Source organism: Terriglobia bacterium (assembly GCA_020073205.1).
Lineage (GTDB): Bacteria > Acidobacteriota > Polarisedimenticolia > Polarisedimenticolales > JAIQFR01 > JAIQFR01.
The window spans coordinates 26,461-42,913 of the sequence record JAIQFR010000012.1 but is presented as its reverse complement, the minus strand read 5'-3'; the positions used below and the strand labels follow the sequence as shown (position 1 = coordinate 42,913).

The window sequence follows — 16,453 nt, the reverse complement described above, 5'->3', positions numbered from 1 at the left end:
GGCTCGCCATGATGATGTTCCTGACCATCGTGTTCACCAGCGTGATCGCCACGGCGGTGTGCGTCCTGATGTTCGACAGGACCGGTCACGCCGCCGAGATCCGTCCCGAGGTCCGGCCCGATCCGAGGCTTGCCCTCGATACGCCGAGGTTCTTCGCCGGGGGATCGGCCAAGCCGGCCGTGCCCCCCCCCATCCCGCTCGAGGTGCTGCTCAGCCACATCGAGCGCCACGTGCGGCTCGAGCAGGCCGCCGCGGAGTCGTTCCTCGACGTCCCGACGCCGGAGTCGCTCCACTCCCGGACGGCGTCGCCCTTCGTGAACTGAGGTGTCGTGACGATGCCGAGCGCTCAGACCGATCTCCTGAAAGGGCTCTCCGGGGACGAGGCGGACCGCCTGCTGGCCATCGGGACCCCGATGGCCGTCCCGGCCGGCGGGGTGCTGTTCCGCCTCGGGGAGCCGGCCGCCAGCGTGTTCCAGGTCGTGCGCGGGCGCGTCACGCTCACGCTGCCGATGCAGGTCCGCGGCGCGGAGGAGGACGTGCTCATCGAGGAGAGGCTCCCGGGGGAGACCCTCGGATGGTCGGGGCTCGTCCCCCCCCACCGGTTCACGCTGAAGGCCACCGCGGCGGTGGACAGCGAGCTGACCGCGTTCTCGCGGGCCGCGCTGCTCGACCATTTCTCCGCGCATCCGTCCGTGGCGTACGTGGTGACCCGGAACGTCGCGGCCGTGATCGGCCACCGCCTCCAGGTCTTCCAGACGATGTGGCTCCGCGAGATGCAGCGGGTCGTCGAGCTCCGCTACACGTAGACGATGAGGCTCCGAGTGGAATCCCGCCTCCCGGGTGCGCTGCGCCTCGCGGCGATCGCGGTGCTTCTGGCCAGCGGGCCCGCGGGACGCGCCGAGACGCCGGACGAGCCGGGGTCGTCCGACCAGCACCTCGAGGTTCCTCCTCCACCGTTCTCCGACGGGATCTTCCCGTGCTCGAGCTGCCACGCGGGTATGGAGGCGAACCGCACGCGGCGCCGGCTCACGGACATGCACCAGGAGATCGAGCTCCGGCACGACGAGCAGCACCGGTGGTGCCTGGACTGCCACGACGCGGAGAACCGCGACCGTCTCCACCTGGCCAGCGGGGAGCCGATCGCGTTCGAGCAGTCCTACCTGTTGTGCGGCCAGTGCCACGGCGAGAAGCTCAGGGACTGGAGGGCGGGGGTTCATGGCCGGCGCACCGGGGAGTGGAACGGCCGAAAGAAGTACCTCCTGTGCGCCAACTGTCACAATCCGCACCAGCCCAGGTTCCGGCCGCTGGCACCGAAGCCCGCGCCGCTGCGGCCGTCGCGACCCTAGGCACGGAAGGGGACCCTGCGTGAAAGGCGACGGGAACGGCGAGGAATGTCTCTCGCGGAGGAAGTTCGTCTCGTGCGCCGCCGCGGCCGGGGCCGCCTGGATCCTGACGGCGTGCGGGCCGAAACGCCTCGTCGAGATGCCCCGCGAGAGGCTGCGCGCGTCGCTCCGGGAGCTGGAGCGCCGATACACCGAAACCTACGGCGTGCCGGTGACGGTCGCGGACACCCCCGCCATCCCGGGAGTCCGGTTCGCGTACGCGCTGGACCTGTCCCGCTGCGTCGGCTGCCGCCGCTGCGTGTACGCCTGCGTCGAGGAGAACAACCCGTCGCGGGACCCAGCGGTGCAGTGGATCCGCGTCCTCGCGATGGAGAAGGAGCGGGGCGTGGACTTCTCGCACGCCGATCCCTACTACCATCCGGCGGAGGTTCCGGAGGAAGGCCACTTCTACGTTCCCGTGGCCTGCCAGCAGTGCGAGAACCCGCCCTGCGTGAAGACGTGCCCGAGCGGAGCGACCTGGAAGGAGCCCGACGGCATCGTCGTGATCGACTACGATTGGTGCATCGGCTGCCGTTGCTGCATGGCATCGTGTCCCTATGGTGCCCGCCATTTCAACTGGAAGGAGCCGTCCATACCCGCGGGCGAGCTCAACCCGCGGATGCACGTCCTCGGCAACCGGCCGCGGCCGAAGGGCGTCGTGGAGAAATGCACCTTCTGCATCCAGCGCACGCGCGTCGGGCGGTACCCCGCGTGCGTCGAGGTCTGCCCCGCGGGCGCGCGGAAGTTCGGCGACCTGCTCGACCCGGGCGGCGAGATCCGCTACATCATCGAGCACAAGCGCGTGCTCGTCCTGAAGGAGGAGCTGAGCACGATGCCGAAGTTCCTCTACTTCTACGGCACGTAGGGCGGCCTTGAGAACCGCACGACTCTTCGCTCACTTCGTCGCGGGAAGCCTGTGGCGGGTCCTCCGCGGGAGCGCCGGGTACTGGACCTGGGTCGCGTTCCTCCTCGTGCTGATCGCGTCGGGCGCACTCGCCTACGCCCGCCAGCTCTCGACGGGTCTCGTCGTCACGGCCATGCGGGATCAGGTCAGCTGGGCCTTCTACATCGGCAACTTCACGTTCCTGGTGGGCGTGGCCGCGGCCGCCGTCGTGCTGGTCATCCCGGCCTACGTCTACGACTGGAAGCCGATCCGGCAGATCGTCGTGTACGGCGAGCTACTGGCGGTGAGCGCCATCGTCATGTGCTTCCTGTTCGTCCTCGTGGACATCGGGCGGCCGGACCGGGTCTGGCACCTGATCCCGTGGGTCGGGCACCTGAACTTCCCCTCGTCCCTCCTGGCGTGGGACGTCATCGTGCTCAACCTGTACTTCCTCGTCAACCTCGTGGTGGTGACCCACATCCTGTACCGGGCCTTCACCGGCCGGCCGTACGCGACGCGTCTGGTCGTGCCGCTGGTCCTCCTCTCGATTCCGATGGCGGTGGGAATCCACACCGTCACGGCGTTCCTGTACAACGGGCTCGCCGCCCGCCCGTACTGGAACTCGTCCATCCTGGCCCCCCAGTTCCTCGCCTCCGCGTTCTGCTCCGGTCCGGCGATCCTCCTGATCATGCTCCAGCTCCTGCGACGATTCACGCGGTTCGAGATCCAGGACGACGCGATCCACAAGATCGCGGAGCTGATGGCGTACGCGATGTTCCTCAACCTGTTCCTCCACGGCGCGGAGGCGTTCAAGGAGTTCTACTCCGACACGCAGCACCTGCTCTACACGAAGTACTGGTATTCGGGGCTGGGAGCGCACCGCACGCTCGTCCCGTACGCCTGGTCCGCGGTGGCGCTGAATCTGCTCGCCTTCGCGCTCTTCATCGTTCCGGCCACGCGGAGGCGCTGGCTGACGCTCAACCTCGGCTGCCTCGCGACGTACGCGGGCGTGTACATCGAGAAGGGGATGGGGCTCATCATCCCCGGATTGACTCCCGACACGCTCGGCGAGATCTACGAGTACAGCCCGACGCTGACCGAGCTTCGGATCGCCGCGGGGATCTTCTCCGTCGGCTTCCTGATCTTCACGCTCATGCTCAAGGTGGCGGTCCCCATCGCCCTCGGCGAGTTCCGCGCGGACCGTGACGCGAGGACGGACGTCCTCGAGGGGCTCCCGCAGGAGCCCGCCGCGTCGGACGGGATCCCCTCGCGAGCGTGAGCTGACCGGGACACCGCCTCACCGATCCTCCCGGCGGGGGTTGAGCCGTGACGTAGGGAAGAGCATGCTCGGCGCATGACCGCTCCGCGGAATGCCGCTCGAGCCGTCCGGCTCGCCGCCATGGCGGTCTACCTTACCGCGAGCCTCTCGACGGCGCTGCCAGCGTGCGCGGCGACCGGCGAAGGACCCTTCCTCCCTTACGTTCGCGAGCGGGGGGCCTCGAAGTACCTCGAGTGGCTCGTGAAGGACCCGCTGAACCTCGCGGCGCGCCCTGCCGCGTGGAGCGCCGCCGAGTGGGGGAGGGCCGCCGCCGGCTCGGCGGTCACGGTGGGGCTGATCCCGCTCGACGGCCGCGCGCGCGACTTCGTCCAGGATCGCCGATCGAGAACCGTCATCGACCTGGTGGACCCGATCCGCGACCGCTTCATCGGAAGCCGGCTGACGCTCTACGGGGCGGGGCTCTTCGTGGCGGGGCTCGCGTTCCGGGACGAGCGCCTCTCGGACTCGGGCTTCCTCGCGGCGGAGTCGGCGTTCTGGGCGGTCCGCGCGAGCGCGGTGATCAAGTCGCTCACCCACCGGGAGCGGCCGCCGACCGCGAACGGGCCGTACGACTTCCAAGGGCCCCGCGGGTCGACGGTCGGTGGCAGCTCGTCGTTCGTCTCCGGCGACGCCATCGGCGCCTTCGCATTCGCGGCCAGCGTGAGCGAGGTCTACCCTTACCGCTCGGTGCGGTGGCCGCTCTACGCGCTTGCCGGCGCCGTCGGCGTCCACCGGCTGGAGCACGACGCCCACTGGCTCTCCGACGTGGTGGGCGCGGCGATGCTGGGCCGGGCCATCGGCAAGGGGATGGTTCACCTCCACGCACGGTCGCGCGCGGTCCGGCCCGAGATTCTCCCGTTCGTCTCCGGGAGCGCCGTCGGAGTACGGATCGCGCTGGTCTCCTCGGAATCGGCACCGCGGTAACTGGGTGCGGCGGCTAGCCCGGGGCGAGCGCGAGGCGCCGGAACGCGTCGAGCAGGCGATCGTTGTCCACGATCGCTACCGCGTCGAGCCCCGAGGGGTCGGCCCCCCGGCGGGTCAGGAATCTCTGCCGCGCCTCGGGATGGAACTGGACGGTGAAGATCGGAAGCCGCTGGTGTTCGAGCCCGTCGGTGACCAGGGGAGGCCGGCGCGCGACGATCCGGTACCCCGGCGGCAGCTCCTTGACCTCTTCGCCGTGGGAGGCGACGACCCGCATCCGGAGCGTGTCGGGGAGCAGGCGGCTGCCGTCGAGAATCGACTCGCGGACGCCCAGCTCCGCGTGCCGGTCCTCGTGCAGGTAGCCCACGGTCCCTCCCGCGAGCTTCCCGACGAGCTGGTGCCCGAAGCAGATCCCGAGGAGGGGGAGCGGCATTTCGCCGCGAAGGACCGGAAGGAGCCAGGCGCCGAGATCCCGTAGCCAGGGGAGGTCGTCGTTCGCCGAGGCGCGCGAGCCCAGGAGGACGATCCCGTCGGCCTCGTACCCGTCCCCCGGCCGCGGGCCGTCCCCCGGCCGGAGCGCCGGCCGGAGCACGCGGACCTCTCCCGGCCAGCCGCGCGCCGCCTCGGCCGCGCCCTCGTCCTCGGGGAACGCGACCGACGGATCGATGATCAGCAGGCGGGGCGTACGCGGCATCGCGGCTCCTCGAGCTCGCGCTCCGATTGTGGCACACGGCGGGCCTCGGCGCCGTGGGTGCGAACTTCACGACGTCTCGGGTCGTGAGCTGGTAGGCGCCCGCCCCGCCTCCAGCTCCTCCAGGGTCCTAGGCCAGTCCCCCCTCAGGAGACGGGAGAGGGCGCGGTCCGCGAGGAGCCGTCCGCCGGTCTGGCAGGTGGGGCAATAGTTCGCCTCGTTCTCGGCGTAGACGATCCGCTGCACTCGGGTCCCGCACGCGGGGCACGGCTTCCCGTACCGGCCGTGGACCGCCATCTCCTCGTGGAACGCGGTGACCTTCTCGGGGAATCCGTCGCCCGCCTTGAGGCGGAGGCGGTCCGTCCACTCGAGGAGCGTCTCCCGGGCGGACCGCCAGAGCCGCTCGGTCTCCTCGGCGTCGAGGCTTCCGCTGAGTTTCATCGGCGACAGCCGCGCCCGGTGGAGGATCTCGTCGGAGTACGCGTTCCCGATTCCGCTGAAGAGGCGAGGATCGGTGAGCGCGCGCTTCAGCGTGTGGCTCTCGCGGGCGAGGGCGCCTTCGAACGCCGCGAGGTCGGTCTCCAGAACTTCGAGACCTCCCGCGTCGAGCGCCGCGAGCGCCGCCTGACCCTGGACCAGGTGGAGCGAGGCCCGTTTCTTGCTCGCCGCCTCGGTGAGGAGGAGCGTACCGGTCGGGAAATCGAGCGCCGCGAGGCCGAGTTTCCCGGGAACCGCCGCGCCCGCCTTGCGGAAGCGCAGCCGCCCCGCGATCATCAGGTGGATCACGAGGTGGAGGTCGCCCTCGAGCCCGATCGCGATCCTCTTCCCGAACCGTCCGAGGCGCACGACCGTCCGTCCCTCGGCCTCGCGGACGGAAGGAGTCACCGTGCGAAGCAGGAACGGGCTCTTGAGGCGCACCCGCTCGAGCACACGGCCGAGGATCCTGGCCTCGAGCCGTTCGACGTAGACGACGATGTCGGGTAGCTCGGGCATCGCACGTTTCCGAGGGAGCGCGCTCCGCGAACGACGGGCACGCTAACCCGTTTCGCCGCCGCGGGCAAGCGCGTCCGCGACCGGCCCCTCGGTTGCCGGTCGTTTCTCGGGAGCCTAAGTTCTGTCCACGTCCCGGAGGCCTCTCGGTTGTACTGCCCCAAGTGCGGATTCGAGCAGCCCGAAGGCGGGGCCGAGTGCCCGCGCTGCGGGATCGTGTTCGCGAGGTTCGAGGGGGCGGGACCCGGTCCTCGGGCTCCCGGGCCGGCGGCGGCCGGGAGCGACGTCCGCCCCATCGACGGGGACGGGTGGAGGGCGCTGGGAATCGGCGCGGGCGCGGCGATCGTGGTGTTCCTCGTGCCGTTCACGAGCTTCGTGTTCTCGTACTTCCTCGTCTTGCTCCACGAGCTGGGGCACGCCGCCGCCGGCTGGATCTTCGGCTACCCCTCCGTCCCGGCTTTCGACTTCTCGTACGGCGGCGGGGTCACGATGCATCAGGACCGGCAGGCGGCGCTCGTGGTCCTGGTGTACGCCGCCATCGCGCTCGGCGGCTGGCTCCTCCGCGGCCGCCGCGTCGCCCTCGCGGTCCTTGCGGCCGCGACCGCGCTCTACTCGCTCCTGGCCTGGACGAGGGGGCACGAGGCGGTGGTCCTCTTCATGGGACACGGCAGCGAGCTGGTGTTCGCCGGGATCTTCCTGCACCGCGCACTGTCCGGCGAGGGCCTCGTGGCGCGCGCGGAGCGGCCGGCCTACGCGTTCGTCGCGATCTTCACGCTGCTGTTCGACGTGCGGTTCGCGCTGCGCCTTCTCGGGAGCCCGCTCGAGCGCGCGATCTACGAGGAGGCGAAGGGCGGCGGCCACTGGATGGACTTCAGCCGCCTCGCGGACGACTACCTCCACACCAGTCTTGGCGCCGTCGCGCTCCTGTTCCTCGCGGCGTGCGCGCTCCCGCCGCTCCTCGCGATCCTCGCGCATCGCTACCGCCCGAGGCTCGAGGCCGTCCTTGCGCGGATCCTCGAGCCGTCTGGAGCCTGGACACCCTCCGCGAATTGACCCGGGACGCTTCTCGGGACCGGCGTCTTCCTCATCGCTGATCGCGCGGGTCACCAGGGACGGCGCGAGCGGCGCGGAGCGGGCCGCTTCGCCGCCTCGAGGTTGGCGAGCATCCCGGTCTCCAGGAAAGCGCCCACGTGCCCGAGAAGCCGCGCGACCTCCATCGGGGTCATCCACGGGTTCGAGACGTGCGTCATGACCTCGGCGTCGTTCATGCCGAGGCGCCGCCCCTCCTCGATGGCGACGGCGTACGCCTCGATCTCGGTGGGCCGGTCCACGTAAGCGAACCGCTCGTCCCAGAGATCGAAGCCTTCCTCGAGCTGGCGGAGGTGGGTGATCTCGTGAAGGAGATCCAGGTAGAGGTCGAGGTGCGTGCCCTCGCGGAAGTAGCACTCCGCCACGACAATGCAGGGCACCTCGTCGTCCACGAAGGCGTAGCCTTGGACGTCGCGGATCTCGACGCGCGCTCGTTCGAGGAGCCGCGTCCGGGCGGCTCCCGACGGTGCGATCCGTTCCAGCGCCGGGCTCGCTGCGACCTCGGGCAGGATCCGGAGGTACGGGTGGTCCCCGGCCGAAAGCGACCGGTCGATCCGCGCGTACGCCGGCAAGGCACTGGACGCGGCCGCGCCCGCCGTGCCGCCACCGGGCCGTCGCTTTCGCGCGCCGCGCATCCCCGGTTCCTCCGGTGACAATTGTACGCGGACGGCCGCTGCGCCACCGGCGGTCCGGCGATCCACCCGGAGTAGACTCTCGGAGGACGCGCCGACGGCGCGTGGAGACGGCAAGCGATGTCGGATATCGTCTACGAGATCGTCGCGAGCGCCCCGACGGAGGCCCTCGTCGAGCTCTACCGGGCCGGCGGCTGGTGGCACGAGGACCCGGCAAGTCGCGCGGTCATCCCCCGGATGGTGAGCGGAAGCTTCCGATTCCTGGTGGCGCGCGAGCCCGGGGGGCGCATCGTCGGGATGGGCCGCGTGATCTCGGACGGGGCGAGCGACGCGTACCTCCAGGACGTGGTCGTGCTCGAGGCCTACCGCGCCCGCGGCATCGGCCTCGAAATCGTCCGCCGCTTGACCGACCGGTGCGTCGAGGCCGGGATCGGCTGGATCGGCCTGGTCGCCGAGCCCGGGACGAGGGCGTTCTACGAGCCGCTGGGATACCGCGTGCGCGCCGGCCACGAGCTGATGCTCTACGAGAAGCGAGGCTGATGGACGCCGGCTTCCTGGGGCTTCGGTTCGTCCCCGTCGAGATGGAGCACCGCCCGCGCCTCGCGGATCTCTTGGCGCGAAACGCTCAGCCGCTCTCCGACTACAGCTTCGCTTCGCTCTTCGTTTGGGCGCCCGTCTTCCGGTACCTCCACGTCGTCGTCGAGCCGGACACGCTCCTCGTGGGCTCCGACCCCGGGGCCGGACGTCCCCCGAGCCTCCTGCAGCCCGTCGGCCCGTTCCCCGTGGAACTCCAGGAGACGCTCCTCTCGTGCGCCGGCGAGCTTCCCGAAGCGCTGCGAATCGAAGCGGTGAGCGCGGAGTTCCTGGAACGGCACGCTGCGTTCGCCGCGCACTTCGACGTCGTCGCGAATCGGGACGCGGCGAACTACGTCTACGCCGCCTCCGACCTCGCCGAGCTCCGCGGCCGCCGTTACGCCGGGAAGCGCAACCTGCTCGCCCAGGCCTCGAGGCTCTACGCCTGGTCCGTCGAGCGTCTCGGTCCGGAGCACGTCGAGGAATGCCTGGTGATCGGCGACGACATCGCGCGCAAGCGCACCGCCGAATCCGCGGTGACGCTGGCTCAGGAGACGCAGGCCCTCGAGCGTGCCCTCCGCCATCTCGGACCGCTGGGGCTCCAGGGCCTTCTCGTACGCGTCGAGGGGGAACCCTCGGCGTTCTCGATCTTCGACCGCCTCAACCCGACGACGGCCGTCGTTTTCTTCGAGCGAGCGCTCAGGAGCCGGAAGGGCCTCTACCAGGTGATCAACCGGGAGACCGCCCGGGTGATCGCGAGCCAGGGGTTCACCTTGATCAACCGCGAGGAGGATCTCGGCGACCCGGGGCTGCGCAAGGGGAAGCTCTCCTACTTCCCGGTGCGGCTGGAGATGAAGCACACGCTCACGCTCCGACGCTGAGGCGATGGGTTCGCGTAGGGATGCCGTGGCGAGCGGGGATCGATCGGTTGCACCCGTTCTATTCGCTGGTGTCCACCAAATCGGGGGAAGCCCAGCCTCCACCCCACCCACCGGGAGGCCGCTGATGCTCGACGCTGCGGTCGGCAGGAACCTGTCCCTCCCGAAGGGCTGGCCAGCCCGCATCCGCTCCTCGACCGTTCATGCGATCTCCCGGGCGAGAACGCCTACTTCGTCTTCGGCTCGGCCTTGGGTTTCGAGAGCGACGCCGGGTCGCTGAGCAGCTCCTTCACCTTGGCGCCGTCCACGGCGAGCGCACCGGCGCGACCGGGAACGACGGCGATCGACTCGCCCGCGCCTGCGCCGGCGTAGAAGGTCGCCTCCACCGTGGCACCGCCCCCCGCGGTCACCTTGACGAGGCCCATTGCGTCGCCGGTCGGCTTGGGCCTGTCGAAGGCGGTCACCGTCATGTCCGCCAGAATGTCGAGGCGATTCGAAACCGCGTCGCCGTCCACCTCCACGTTGCCCGCCTTGAAGACGCCGTCCTTGCGCTCGACGCTCGCTTTCTCCTTGCCGGCCGTGATCTCGACTATGTCCGCCGACCAGGCGTCGAGGCGGACGAGCTTCTTCGACCGCCAATCGGCGAGGGCGGTGGACGCCTTGGCGGCGGCCGTCGCGTCGACCCAGGTGACGCGCCCGGCGCGCTTGCAGGCGCGCTGCTTCGTGCCGTCCTTCTCGCGCTCGCTGCCGAAGGCGAGCTGGACCGGCGGTTTGCCGTCCTTGCGGACGAGGGTGATCTCGAGCTGCGGCGGCTCGAGGCCGAGCGTCCCGAGGTCGCCCGGCGCGTCGACGAACTCCTTGATCCGCGCCGCCGAGAGATCGGAGACGACGTCGTCGGCCTTCTCCCGCTCGGCGAGGTCGGCGACCGGCTCGGTCAGCGTCCACTCCCTTCCCGCGCGCGCCAGCGCCACCCGCCCGCGGGCGTCCATGATGGTGAGCGACGCGACGTCGGCCGCGTCGACCCTTACGAGGGCGTTGGAGCGCCACCCCGACAGGTCCTTCTCGACGTCGGTGGCGATGGTCCTGGCGATCACGTAGACCGTGTCGCCACGGGTTCGAGCGGCTCGGGTGTTGCCGAGCGGCATCTCGGCGCCGAGGGAGAGCGTGCTCTCCTGGCCCTTGTCGTCGGTGACGACGACCGACGTCGCCGGCCTGTCGAGCGCGTAATCGCCGAGCTTGACGTCCTTCGCCGCCAGCGTCCGCTCGGCCTTCAGTCCTGCGAGCGAGGAAAGCAAGGCGGTGACGGCGCCGTCGTTCGCCTCGTCGGCGATCGGCGCCATGATCTTCCAGGAGCCGTTCTCCTTCTCGAGATCGAACCGGCCCTTCGGATGGGTCACCACGACGCGGCGGATCTTCGCCGGGTCCAGGCCAGGAAACAGCTTGTCCTGGCTCTGCTTGAACTCGTCGGTGGAGGGGCCGTGCCGCTCCACGAAGTAGATGTAGGCGCCGAGGGAGAGCACCACGACCGCGAGGACGGCGAGCCTTAGGAGACGCATCGCGGACTCCTACCGCCGCCGCCGCCACCAGACCGCGGCCCCGAGCACGATCGCCATCCCCGGCAGTCCGAGCAGCGAGATCAGGGTGATGGAGCGCATCTGCCCGCGCGACAGGAGGAGTTGCACCTGCTCCGGCGCGCGCGGCGCGATGCCGAGCGATTCCTCCCGCCGGGCCAGCCAGTTCACCGAGTTCAGGGCCAGGTTGAGGTTGCCGGCGTTGGAGACCTCCCCGTTGGAGACGAAGTACGAGTTCCCGAAGGCCACCAGCCTGAAGCCGTTCTTCCTGTCCTTCGCCGACTCGGCCGCCACGCCCAGGGGCACCGGGCCCTGGACGTCGGTCGGGTCCTTCTTGATCCCCCTGCCCGCCTCCACCGCGGCGAGATCGCGCTCGCCCCACCCTCCCGCGGAGGTCGTGAGGAGCTGCGTCGACGTCGCGCCGTCGGCGGTGGCGGTGGTCACCGAGCGGGTCACCGGCAGCACCACCGCCAGCCCCTTCATGGAGTCGACCACCGGGTGGCTGCGGAACTCGTCGGCGAACACGGTCGAGAGGCCGACGAACGGCACCGCCTTGTCGGGATCGACGACGAGGTCGTCGTCGAACTGCACGCCGTAGGCCTTGACGAGGTCCTCGAGCCCCGAGGGTCGGGCCTTCGCCCCGAGCACCGGGTCGAGCAGGATCAGCACGCGCCCCCCCCGATCGAGGTACGCCCTGACGGCCGCGCGCTCGAGATCGGCGAACGGCGCGCCGGGGCCGGCGATCACCAAGAGGTCGCAGTCGGCCGGCACCTTCCCCTTGAGCAGGCTGACGGTCCCGGCGTCGAGGTTGTCCCGCTTGAGCGCCTCCTTGAACTGCGAGAGGCCGTCCTCCGCCGTCCCGCCGAGATCGCGCTCCCCGTGGCCGGTCGAGAAGTAGATCTTCGGCTGCTTCGGGTTCGCGACCCCCAGGATCGCGGCGGTGAACTGCTCCTCGCCCTTGAACCCCGTCATCCTGGGCTGCTGCCCGAGCTGCATCCCGGAATAGTCGTAATCGGCGAGCTCGTCGGAGGTCACGTACTTCTTCCGGCCGGCGGACGAGAACACCACCGTGTTGGGGGCGGAAACGCCGAAGTCCTGGACGAGCTTGCGGGTCCGGAGCGGGTCGCGCTCGGGATCGATGAACTCGACCTTCAGCTTCGGCGCCTCGGCCTGGTAGCGCTCGAGCAGCTCCTTGACCTCGGCGTAGAGCGGCGTCGACGGGGTCATGAAGACGACCGCGTCGACCTCGGAGGCGACCCCCTTGAGCACGCCCAGGGTCTTCCCGGAGAGGGAGTAGATCCGCGACCTCGTCCAGTCGCCGCGCGCGTAGTGGCGGAAGCCGAGCCAGTTGACCATCCCGGTGAGGACGACGGCGAGGACGACGGCGACGGCGGTCGCCGAGGTGGTGACGACGGTCTCCTTCTTCACCGCTCACCTCCACTTCTTGGCCTCGAGGGCCTTGGTCGCGAGGAAGAGGAACAGCCCTGCGAGGCTGAGGTCGTAGACGACGTGGCGGGTGTCGACGAGGCCGCGCGCGAAGTCGTCCATGTGGTCCCAGAGGTTCATGTAGGAGAGCGCGCTCTTGAGCGACGGAGATGTGGCGAGCTGCTCGAGCAGCCCGATCGAGAACAGCACCATCAGGAGCGCGAACGCGAAGATCGCGGCGACGATCTGGTTCCGCGTGAGCGCCGAGGTCAGCAAACCGATGGCGGCGAACAGGACGCCCAAGAGAGCGATGCCCAGGTAGCCCGCTCCCACCGGCCCCGGGTCGATGCTCGAGTAGCTGCCGAGGATGAGCACGTAGACCACCGTCGGTAGCCAGAGGAACAGGTAGAAGATCAGCGCCGCGACGAACTTCGCGATCACCACCTGGCCCTCGCTCACCGGCGAGGTGAGCAGCACCTCTAGGGTGCCGGTGCGGCGCTCCTCGGCGAGCAGCCGCATGGTGATCACCGGCACCACGAACAGCAGGAGCAGCCAGAAGAAGAGCGTGCCGCCGAACATCAGCCTGAGCGGCGCCATCGCCTGCGTGCGCGGGTCGTTGAGGAATGCGATGATCAGCCAGAACACGTACCCGTTGAAGAACAGGAACGCGGTCAGCACCACGTAGGCGAGCGGCGACGAGAAGTACGCCGTGAGCTCGCGCCGGACGAGTGCCAGGCTCTTACGCACGGGCCACCTCCGCCGCCGCCTCGGGCGCCGCGGCGTCGCGGGTGGTCAGGCGCAGGAAGATGTCCTCGAGCGACGGAACGGTTTGGCTCAGCTCGAGCAGCACCCATCCTTTCTCGACCGCGAGGGAGAACACCGCGCGGCGCAGGTCGCCGCCCCCCTCGACCGAGAGGCGGAATCGGCCGGGGCCGTCCGCGCGCACGGCGCCGACGCCGGGGAGCCGCTCGAGCGCGGCGCGGGCGTCCGCCTCGGGGGCGTCGAGCTCCGTGACCACCTCGGCGGCGCCGGCGAGGCCGGTGCGCAGCTGCTCCGGCGTGCCGTCGGCGATCAGCTTGCCCTCGTCGATGATCAGCACCCGTCGGCACACCTGCTCGACCTCGGGGAGGATGTGCGTCGAGAGGATCACCGTGTGGTCCTTCCCCAGCGCGACGATCAGCTCGCGGATGTTGACGATCTGGCGCGGGTCGAGCCCCACCGTCGGCTCGTCGAGGATCAGCACCGGCGGTCGGTGCAAGAGCGTGCTGGCGAGGCCGACGCGCTGGCGGTAACCCTTCGAGAGAGTGCCGATCAGCTGACGCCGCACGTCGCCGATCATCGTGCGGCCGGAGGCGTCGTCGACCCGCGCGGCGACATCCTTCCGCGGCACCCCCTCGATGGCGGCCCGGAAGCGCAGGTACTCCGAGACCCGCATCTCGGGGTAGAGCGCCACGTTCTCGGGGAGGTAGCCGATCCGGGCCCGCACGCCGAGGGGGTCGCGCGCGAGGTCGATCCCGGCGACGCGGACGCTGCCGGACGTCGCCGGCAGGAAGCCGGTGATCATCCGCATGGTGGTCGTCTTGCCGGCGCCGTTGGGGCCGAGGAAGCCGAGCACCTCCCCCTCCGGCACGAAGAAGGACACGTTGGCGACCGCGTCCCGGTCCACGAAACGTTTGGTCAGGCCTTCGACCGCGATCACGCGACACCTCCCATTGCCGGATCCCTCCCGGGGATCGGCGGCGGACGGAATTCTCTTCCAGGTGGCGGCGTCACGCCACAGGGTCAGGCGAGCGCCACCGAACCCGACCACGTAGGCGGGGGAGGCGACGTCATGCTCCCTCCGGGAGCGCGCCGCCTCACGTCGACGGTAGAACGTCTCTCACGGGTCCCGGACGGCCGAGGTGGTAGCCCTGCCCGTAGTCGACGCCGCTCCTCTCGAGCAGCTGGGCGGTTTCGTCGTCCGCGACGAACTCGGCGATCGTCTTCTTGCCCATTCCCTTGGCGATGCCGACGATGGCCCCGACCACGAGCTGGTCCATGGGACTCGCGACGATGCCTCGGATGAAGTCGCCGTCGATCTTGAAGTAGTCGAAAGGCAGGGACTTGAGGTAGTAGAAGGAGCCGAAACCCGCGCCGAAGTCGTCGAGTGCGAACCGGCAACCGCGGGCGCGCAGACGATGGGCGAACGCCTTCGCCTCCTCGATGTTGGCGATCGCCGTCGTCTCCGTCAGCTCGAAGACGAGACAGGCGGGATCGATGTCCGCGTCCGCGATCGCCTTCTCGGCGAGAGCGGCCACGTTGGGATCGCCGATAGACTTCCCCGAGAGGTTGACGTGGAGCACGAGCTTGCGGCCCGCGCGCGCGTGCTCGGCGATCAGCGCGACCGCCTGGCGCGCGACCCAGCAGTCGATCTCCTGGATCAGGCCGAACCGCTCGGCGACATAGAGAAACGAGCTGGGCTGGAGCGGCTCGCGCCCCTCGTCGCCGCGGAGCCTGAGCAACAGCTCGTACTGGAGCACCTCGTTCCGCTTCAGGTCGACGATCGGCTGGCAGTAGAGGATGAAGCGATCCTCCTCCAAGGCGTTGCGGACCAGCTCCGCCTCGGCGAGCCGCGCCGACACGTGCTCGCGGTGCCCCCCGCTCGGGCGGTACATCGCGACTCGATTCCGACCCGCCTGTTTCGCTTCGTACATCGAGAGGTCGGCGAAGGCCAGCACCTCCGCGGCACTCAGGCCGTCGAACAGGGCGACCCCGACGCTGGCCGTGGCGCGGATCGATTGCTCGCCGAGGACCGCGACGTTCTGCCGCAGGGTTCTGACGATCCCGTCGGCCACGATCTGGGCCTGGTCGGCATCCGTCTCCGGCAGCAGCGCGGCGAACTCGTCCCCTCCCACCCGCGCCAGGACGTCCGTTTGGCGCACCCGATGCCTCAGCGCGCCGGCGACGCCCTTGAGGAGATCGTCGCCGGCCTTGTGGCCGAAGGCGTCGTTGACGTCCTTGAAGTTGTCCAGATCGATCATGAGCACGGCGCCCTTGGCGCCGTAGCGCGAGGCCCGCTCGACCTCCCGGGCCAGCTCCTGCTCGAACCGACGACGATTGAAGAGACCGGTCAGGAAATCGTGATCGAGCAGGAAATCGAGGCGTGCCGCCATCTCCTTCCGCTCCGAGATGTCCTGGACCTGCGAGATGACGTAGAGCGGCCGACCTCGGTGATCGCGGACGAGGGAGACCGTGAGCATCACCCAGAGATAGTGCCCCCAGGCGTGGCGATAGCGCTTCTCGGCCTGGTAGCTCGGGACCCGGCCGGCGAGGAGATCCCGGAGGGCATCGGCGTCGCAATCGATGTCGTCCGGAAACGTGATGGCCGGAAGCGTCGTCGCCTTCAGCGCGGCCCTCGTATGGCCGGTGATTCGACAGAGAGCGTCGTTGACTTGGAGCCAGCGACCCTCCATGTCGACGAGGGCCATGCCGATCGGGGCGCTGGCGAAGGCGTTCTCGAAGCGCGCCTGAATCTCCTGCAGGTCCTGGTCGGCACCGCGCCGCTCGGTTTCGAGCCGTTCACGATCCGCGATCTGACCGCGCAGCTCCACGTTGGCGGCCGCGAGAACCCTCCCCGCTTCCTCGTGCTCCTCGACCGTGCGCCTCAGATCCCTTAGGGCGACCGTGCGCGCGGCCTCGCTCGACTGAACCCGCGCCCCGAGCGCCGCCGGGCCATCCCGAAGCGCGTCGCGAAGATGATCGAGCCGCCCCTCGGCTTCCGCGAGACGCGCCGTGATGCTGTCGTCGATTTCCTGAGGCTGGCTGGCCCGGGCGGACGTCAGGTCCGCGATCCAGGCCGCCACGTACTCCTCCAGTTGAGTTCTGGCGCTGAGGATCGCTTCGTCGAACTGGCGTAGCGCCGCGGCCTGCGCGGCGAAGGGATCTTCGACAGACACGGGTCTTTCGTTGGAGTGCGCGGAATCCGTCATGTGCGCCCCGAATGTCGGAAAGGGGGCGGCGCCATTCTAGCAGAAAAGGAGAGCGGGGGGCCCCGATTCGCGGTAGCGCCGAGGCCGTGCCTCGATGTGCCCCGGGGACCCGGGCGGGAATGCGCTAGGATC

General features: G+C 69.9%; 17 protein-coding genes. 9 read left to right on the top strand and 8 right to left on the bottom strand.

From position 1 onward, the window contains the following. The first annotated feature begins 8 nt into the window (after positions 1 to 8). The 6 genes from LAO51_04280 (at position 9) to LAO51_04255 (ending at position 4,507) form a co-directional block, all read left to right on the top strand. Positions 9 to 323 (top strand): hypothetical protein, encoded by a 315-nt coding sequence (locus LAO51_04280; protein ID MBZ5637958.1) that lies wholly within the window; start codon positions 9 to 11, stop codon positions 321 to 323. A gap of 6 nt (positions 324 to 329) precedes the next feature. Next, on the top strand, positions 330 to 806 hold the full coding sequence (locus LAO51_04275) for a Crp/Fnr family transcriptional regulator (protein ID MBZ5637957.1): 477 nt from the start codon (positions 330 to 332) through the stop codon (positions 804 to 806). 3 nt (positions 807 to 809) lie between these two features. Next, positions 810 to 1,346 carry a hypothetical protein gene (locus tag LAO51_04270; protein ID MBZ5637956.1) on the top strand — a complete coding sequence of 179 codons (537 nt, stop codon included), beginning with the start codon at positions 810 to 812 and terminating at the stop codon, positions 1,344 to 1,346. 136 nt (positions 1,347 to 1,482) lie between these two features. Continuing rightward, positions 1,483 to 2,247, top strand: a complete 765-nt coding sequence (locus LAO51_04265; protein MBZ5637955.1) for a 4Fe-4S dicluster domain-containing protein — start codon at positions 1,483 to 1,485, stop codon at positions 2,245 to 2,247. 7 nt (positions 2,248 to 2,254) lie between these two features. After that, on the top strand, positions 2,255 to 3,544 hold the full coding sequence (gene nrfD / locus LAO51_04260; GenBank protein MBZ5637954.1) for a polysulfide reductase NrfD: 1,290 nt from the start codon (positions 2,255 to 2,257) through the stop codon (positions 3,542 to 3,544). Between the two features lie 75 nt (positions 3,545 to 3,619). Beyond that, entirely contained in the window at positions 3,620 to 4,507 is an 888-nt protein-coding gene (locus LAO51_04255) for a phosphatase PAP2 family protein (protein ID MBZ5637953.1), read from the top strand. Between the two features lie 13 nt (positions 4,508 to 4,520). Here LAO51_04255 and LAO51_04250 read toward each other — a convergent pair whose 3' ends face one another. Then, positions 4,521 to 5,198 (bottom strand): gamma-glutamyl-gamma-aminobutyrate hydrolase family protein, encoded by a 678-nt coding sequence (locus LAO51_04250; GenBank protein ID MBZ5637952.1) that lies wholly within the window; start codon positions 5,196 to 5,198, stop codon positions 4,521 to 4,523. 66 nt (positions 5,199 to 5,264) lie between these two features. After that, entirely contained in the window at positions 5,265 to 6,188 is a 924-nt protein-coding gene (locus LAO51_04245; GenBank protein MBZ5637951.1) for a formamidopyrimidine-DNA glycosylase, read from the bottom strand. Positions 6,189 to 6,335: 147 nt separating this feature from the next. On the opposite strand from LAO51_04245, the gene LAO51_04240 reads away from it, so the two are divergent. Continuing rightward, positions 6,336 to 7,238: a zinc ribbon domain-containing protein gene (locus LAO51_04240; GenBank protein MBZ5637950.1), complete on the top strand. Its 903-nt coding sequence runs from the start codon at positions 6,336 to 6,338 to the stop codon at positions 7,236 to 7,238. 50 nt (positions 7,239 to 7,288) lie between these two features. Here LAO51_04240 and LAO51_04235 read toward each other — a convergent pair whose 3' ends face one another. Continuing rightward, positions 7,289 to 7,909: a hypothetical protein gene (locus tag LAO51_04235; GenBank protein MBZ5637949.1), complete on the bottom strand. Its 621-nt coding sequence runs from the start codon at positions 7,907 to 7,909 to the stop codon at positions 7,289 to 7,291. 117 nt (positions 7,910 to 8,026) lie between these two features. Here LAO51_04235 and LAO51_04230 point away from each other — a divergent pair, with 117 nt between their 5' ends. Beyond that, a complete protein-coding gene (locus tag LAO51_04230; GenBank protein MBZ5637948.1) occupies positions 8,027 to 8,446 on the top strand; it encodes a GNAT family N-acetyltransferase in 420 nt (139 codons plus the stop codon). Next, complete coding sequence (locus LAO51_04225; protein ID MBZ5637947.1) at positions 8,446 to 9,360, top strand: phosphatidylglycerol lysyltransferase domain-containing protein; 915 nt, start codon at positions 8,446 to 8,448, stop codon at positions 9,358 to 9,360. Before LAO51_04230 ends, LAO51_04225 begins: the two co-directional genes overlap by 1 nt. A 224-nt stretch (positions 9,361 to 9,584) precedes the next feature. Here LAO51_04225 and LAO51_04220 read toward each other — a convergent pair whose 3' ends face one another. The 5 genes from LAO51_04220 to LAO51_04200 all read right to left on the bottom strand — a co-directional run bounded on the left by LAO51_04220 (position 9,585) and on the right by LAO51_04200 (position 16,288). Next, positions 9,585 to 10,913 carry a DUF4340 domain-containing protein gene (locus tag LAO51_04220; protein ID MBZ5637946.1) on the bottom strand — a complete coding sequence of 443 codons (1,329 nt, stop codon included), beginning with the start codon at positions 10,911 to 10,913 and terminating at the stop codon, positions 9,585 to 9,587. A 9-nt stretch (positions 10,914 to 10,922) separates the two neighbouring features. Beyond that, positions 10,923 to 12,356, bottom strand: coding sequence for a GldG family protein (locus tag LAO51_04215; GenBank protein ID MBZ5637945.1), 1,434 nt, complete (start codon positions 12,354 to 12,356; stop codon positions 10,923 to 10,925). A 3-nt stretch (positions 12,357 to 12,359) separates the two neighbouring features. Beyond that, on the bottom strand, positions 12,360 to 13,100 hold the full coding sequence (locus LAO51_04210) for an ABC transporter permease (protein MBZ5637944.1): 741 nt from the start codon (positions 13,098 to 13,100) through the stop codon (positions 12,360 to 12,362). Further along, positions 13,093 to 14,052 (bottom strand): ABC transporter ATP-binding protein, encoded by a 960-nt coding sequence (locus tag LAO51_04205; GenBank protein ID MBZ5637943.1) that lies wholly within the window; start codon positions 14,050 to 14,052, stop codon positions 13,093 to 13,095. Before LAO51_04205 ends, LAO51_04210 begins: the two co-directional genes overlap by 8 nt. 157 nt (positions 14,053 to 14,209) lie before the next feature. Then, positions 14,210 to 16,288, bottom strand: coding sequence for an EAL domain-containing protein (locus LAO51_04200; protein ID MBZ5637942.1), 2,079 nt, complete (start codon positions 16,286 to 16,288; stop codon positions 14,210 to 14,212). Between the last annotated feature and the right edge of the window lie 165 nt (positions 16,289 to 16,453).

Excerpts from the sequence above, each read along its gene's own strand:
- LAO51_04280 (MBZ5637958.1), top strand. The coding sequence starts at position 9 with ATGATGATGTTCCTGACCATCGTGTTCACCAGCGTGATCGCCACGGCG.
- LAO51_04270 (MBZ5637956.1), top strand. The coding sequence starts at position 810 with ATGAGGCTCCGAGTGGAATCCCGCCTCCCGGGTGCGCTGCGCCTCGCG.
- LAO51_04265 (MBZ5637955.1), top strand. The coding sequence starts at position 1,483 with ATGCCCCGCGAGAGGCTGCGCGCGTCGCTCCGGGAGCTGGAGCGCCGA.
- LAO51_04255 (MBZ5637953.1), top strand. The coding sequence starts at position 3,620 with ATGACCGCTCCGCGGAATGCCGCTCGAGCCGTCCGGCTCGCCGCCATG.
- LAO51_04250 (MBZ5637952.1), bottom strand. The coding sequence starts at position 5,198 with ATGCCGCGTACGCCCCGCCTGCTGATCATCGATCCGTCGGTCGCGTTC.
- LAO51_04245 (MBZ5637951.1), bottom strand. The coding sequence starts at position 6,188 with ATGCCCGAGCTACCCGACATCGTCGTCTACGTCGAACGGCTCGAGGCC.
- LAO51_04235 (MBZ5637949.1), bottom strand. The coding sequence starts at position 7,909 with ATGCGCGGCGCGCGAAAGCGACGGCCCGGTGGCGGCACGGCGGGCGCG.
- LAO51_04230 (MBZ5637948.1), top strand. The coding sequence starts at position 8,027 with ATGTCGGATATCGTCTACGAGATCGTCGCGAGCGCCCCGACGGAGGCC.
- LAO51_04225 (MBZ5637947.1), top strand. The coding sequence starts at position 8,446 with ATGGACGCCGGCTTCCTGGGGCTTCGGTTCGTCCCCGTCGAGATGGAG.
- LAO51_04220 (MBZ5637946.1), bottom strand. The coding sequence starts at position 10,913 with ATGCGTCTCCTAAGGCTCGCCGTCCTCGCGGTCGTGGTGCTCTCCCTC.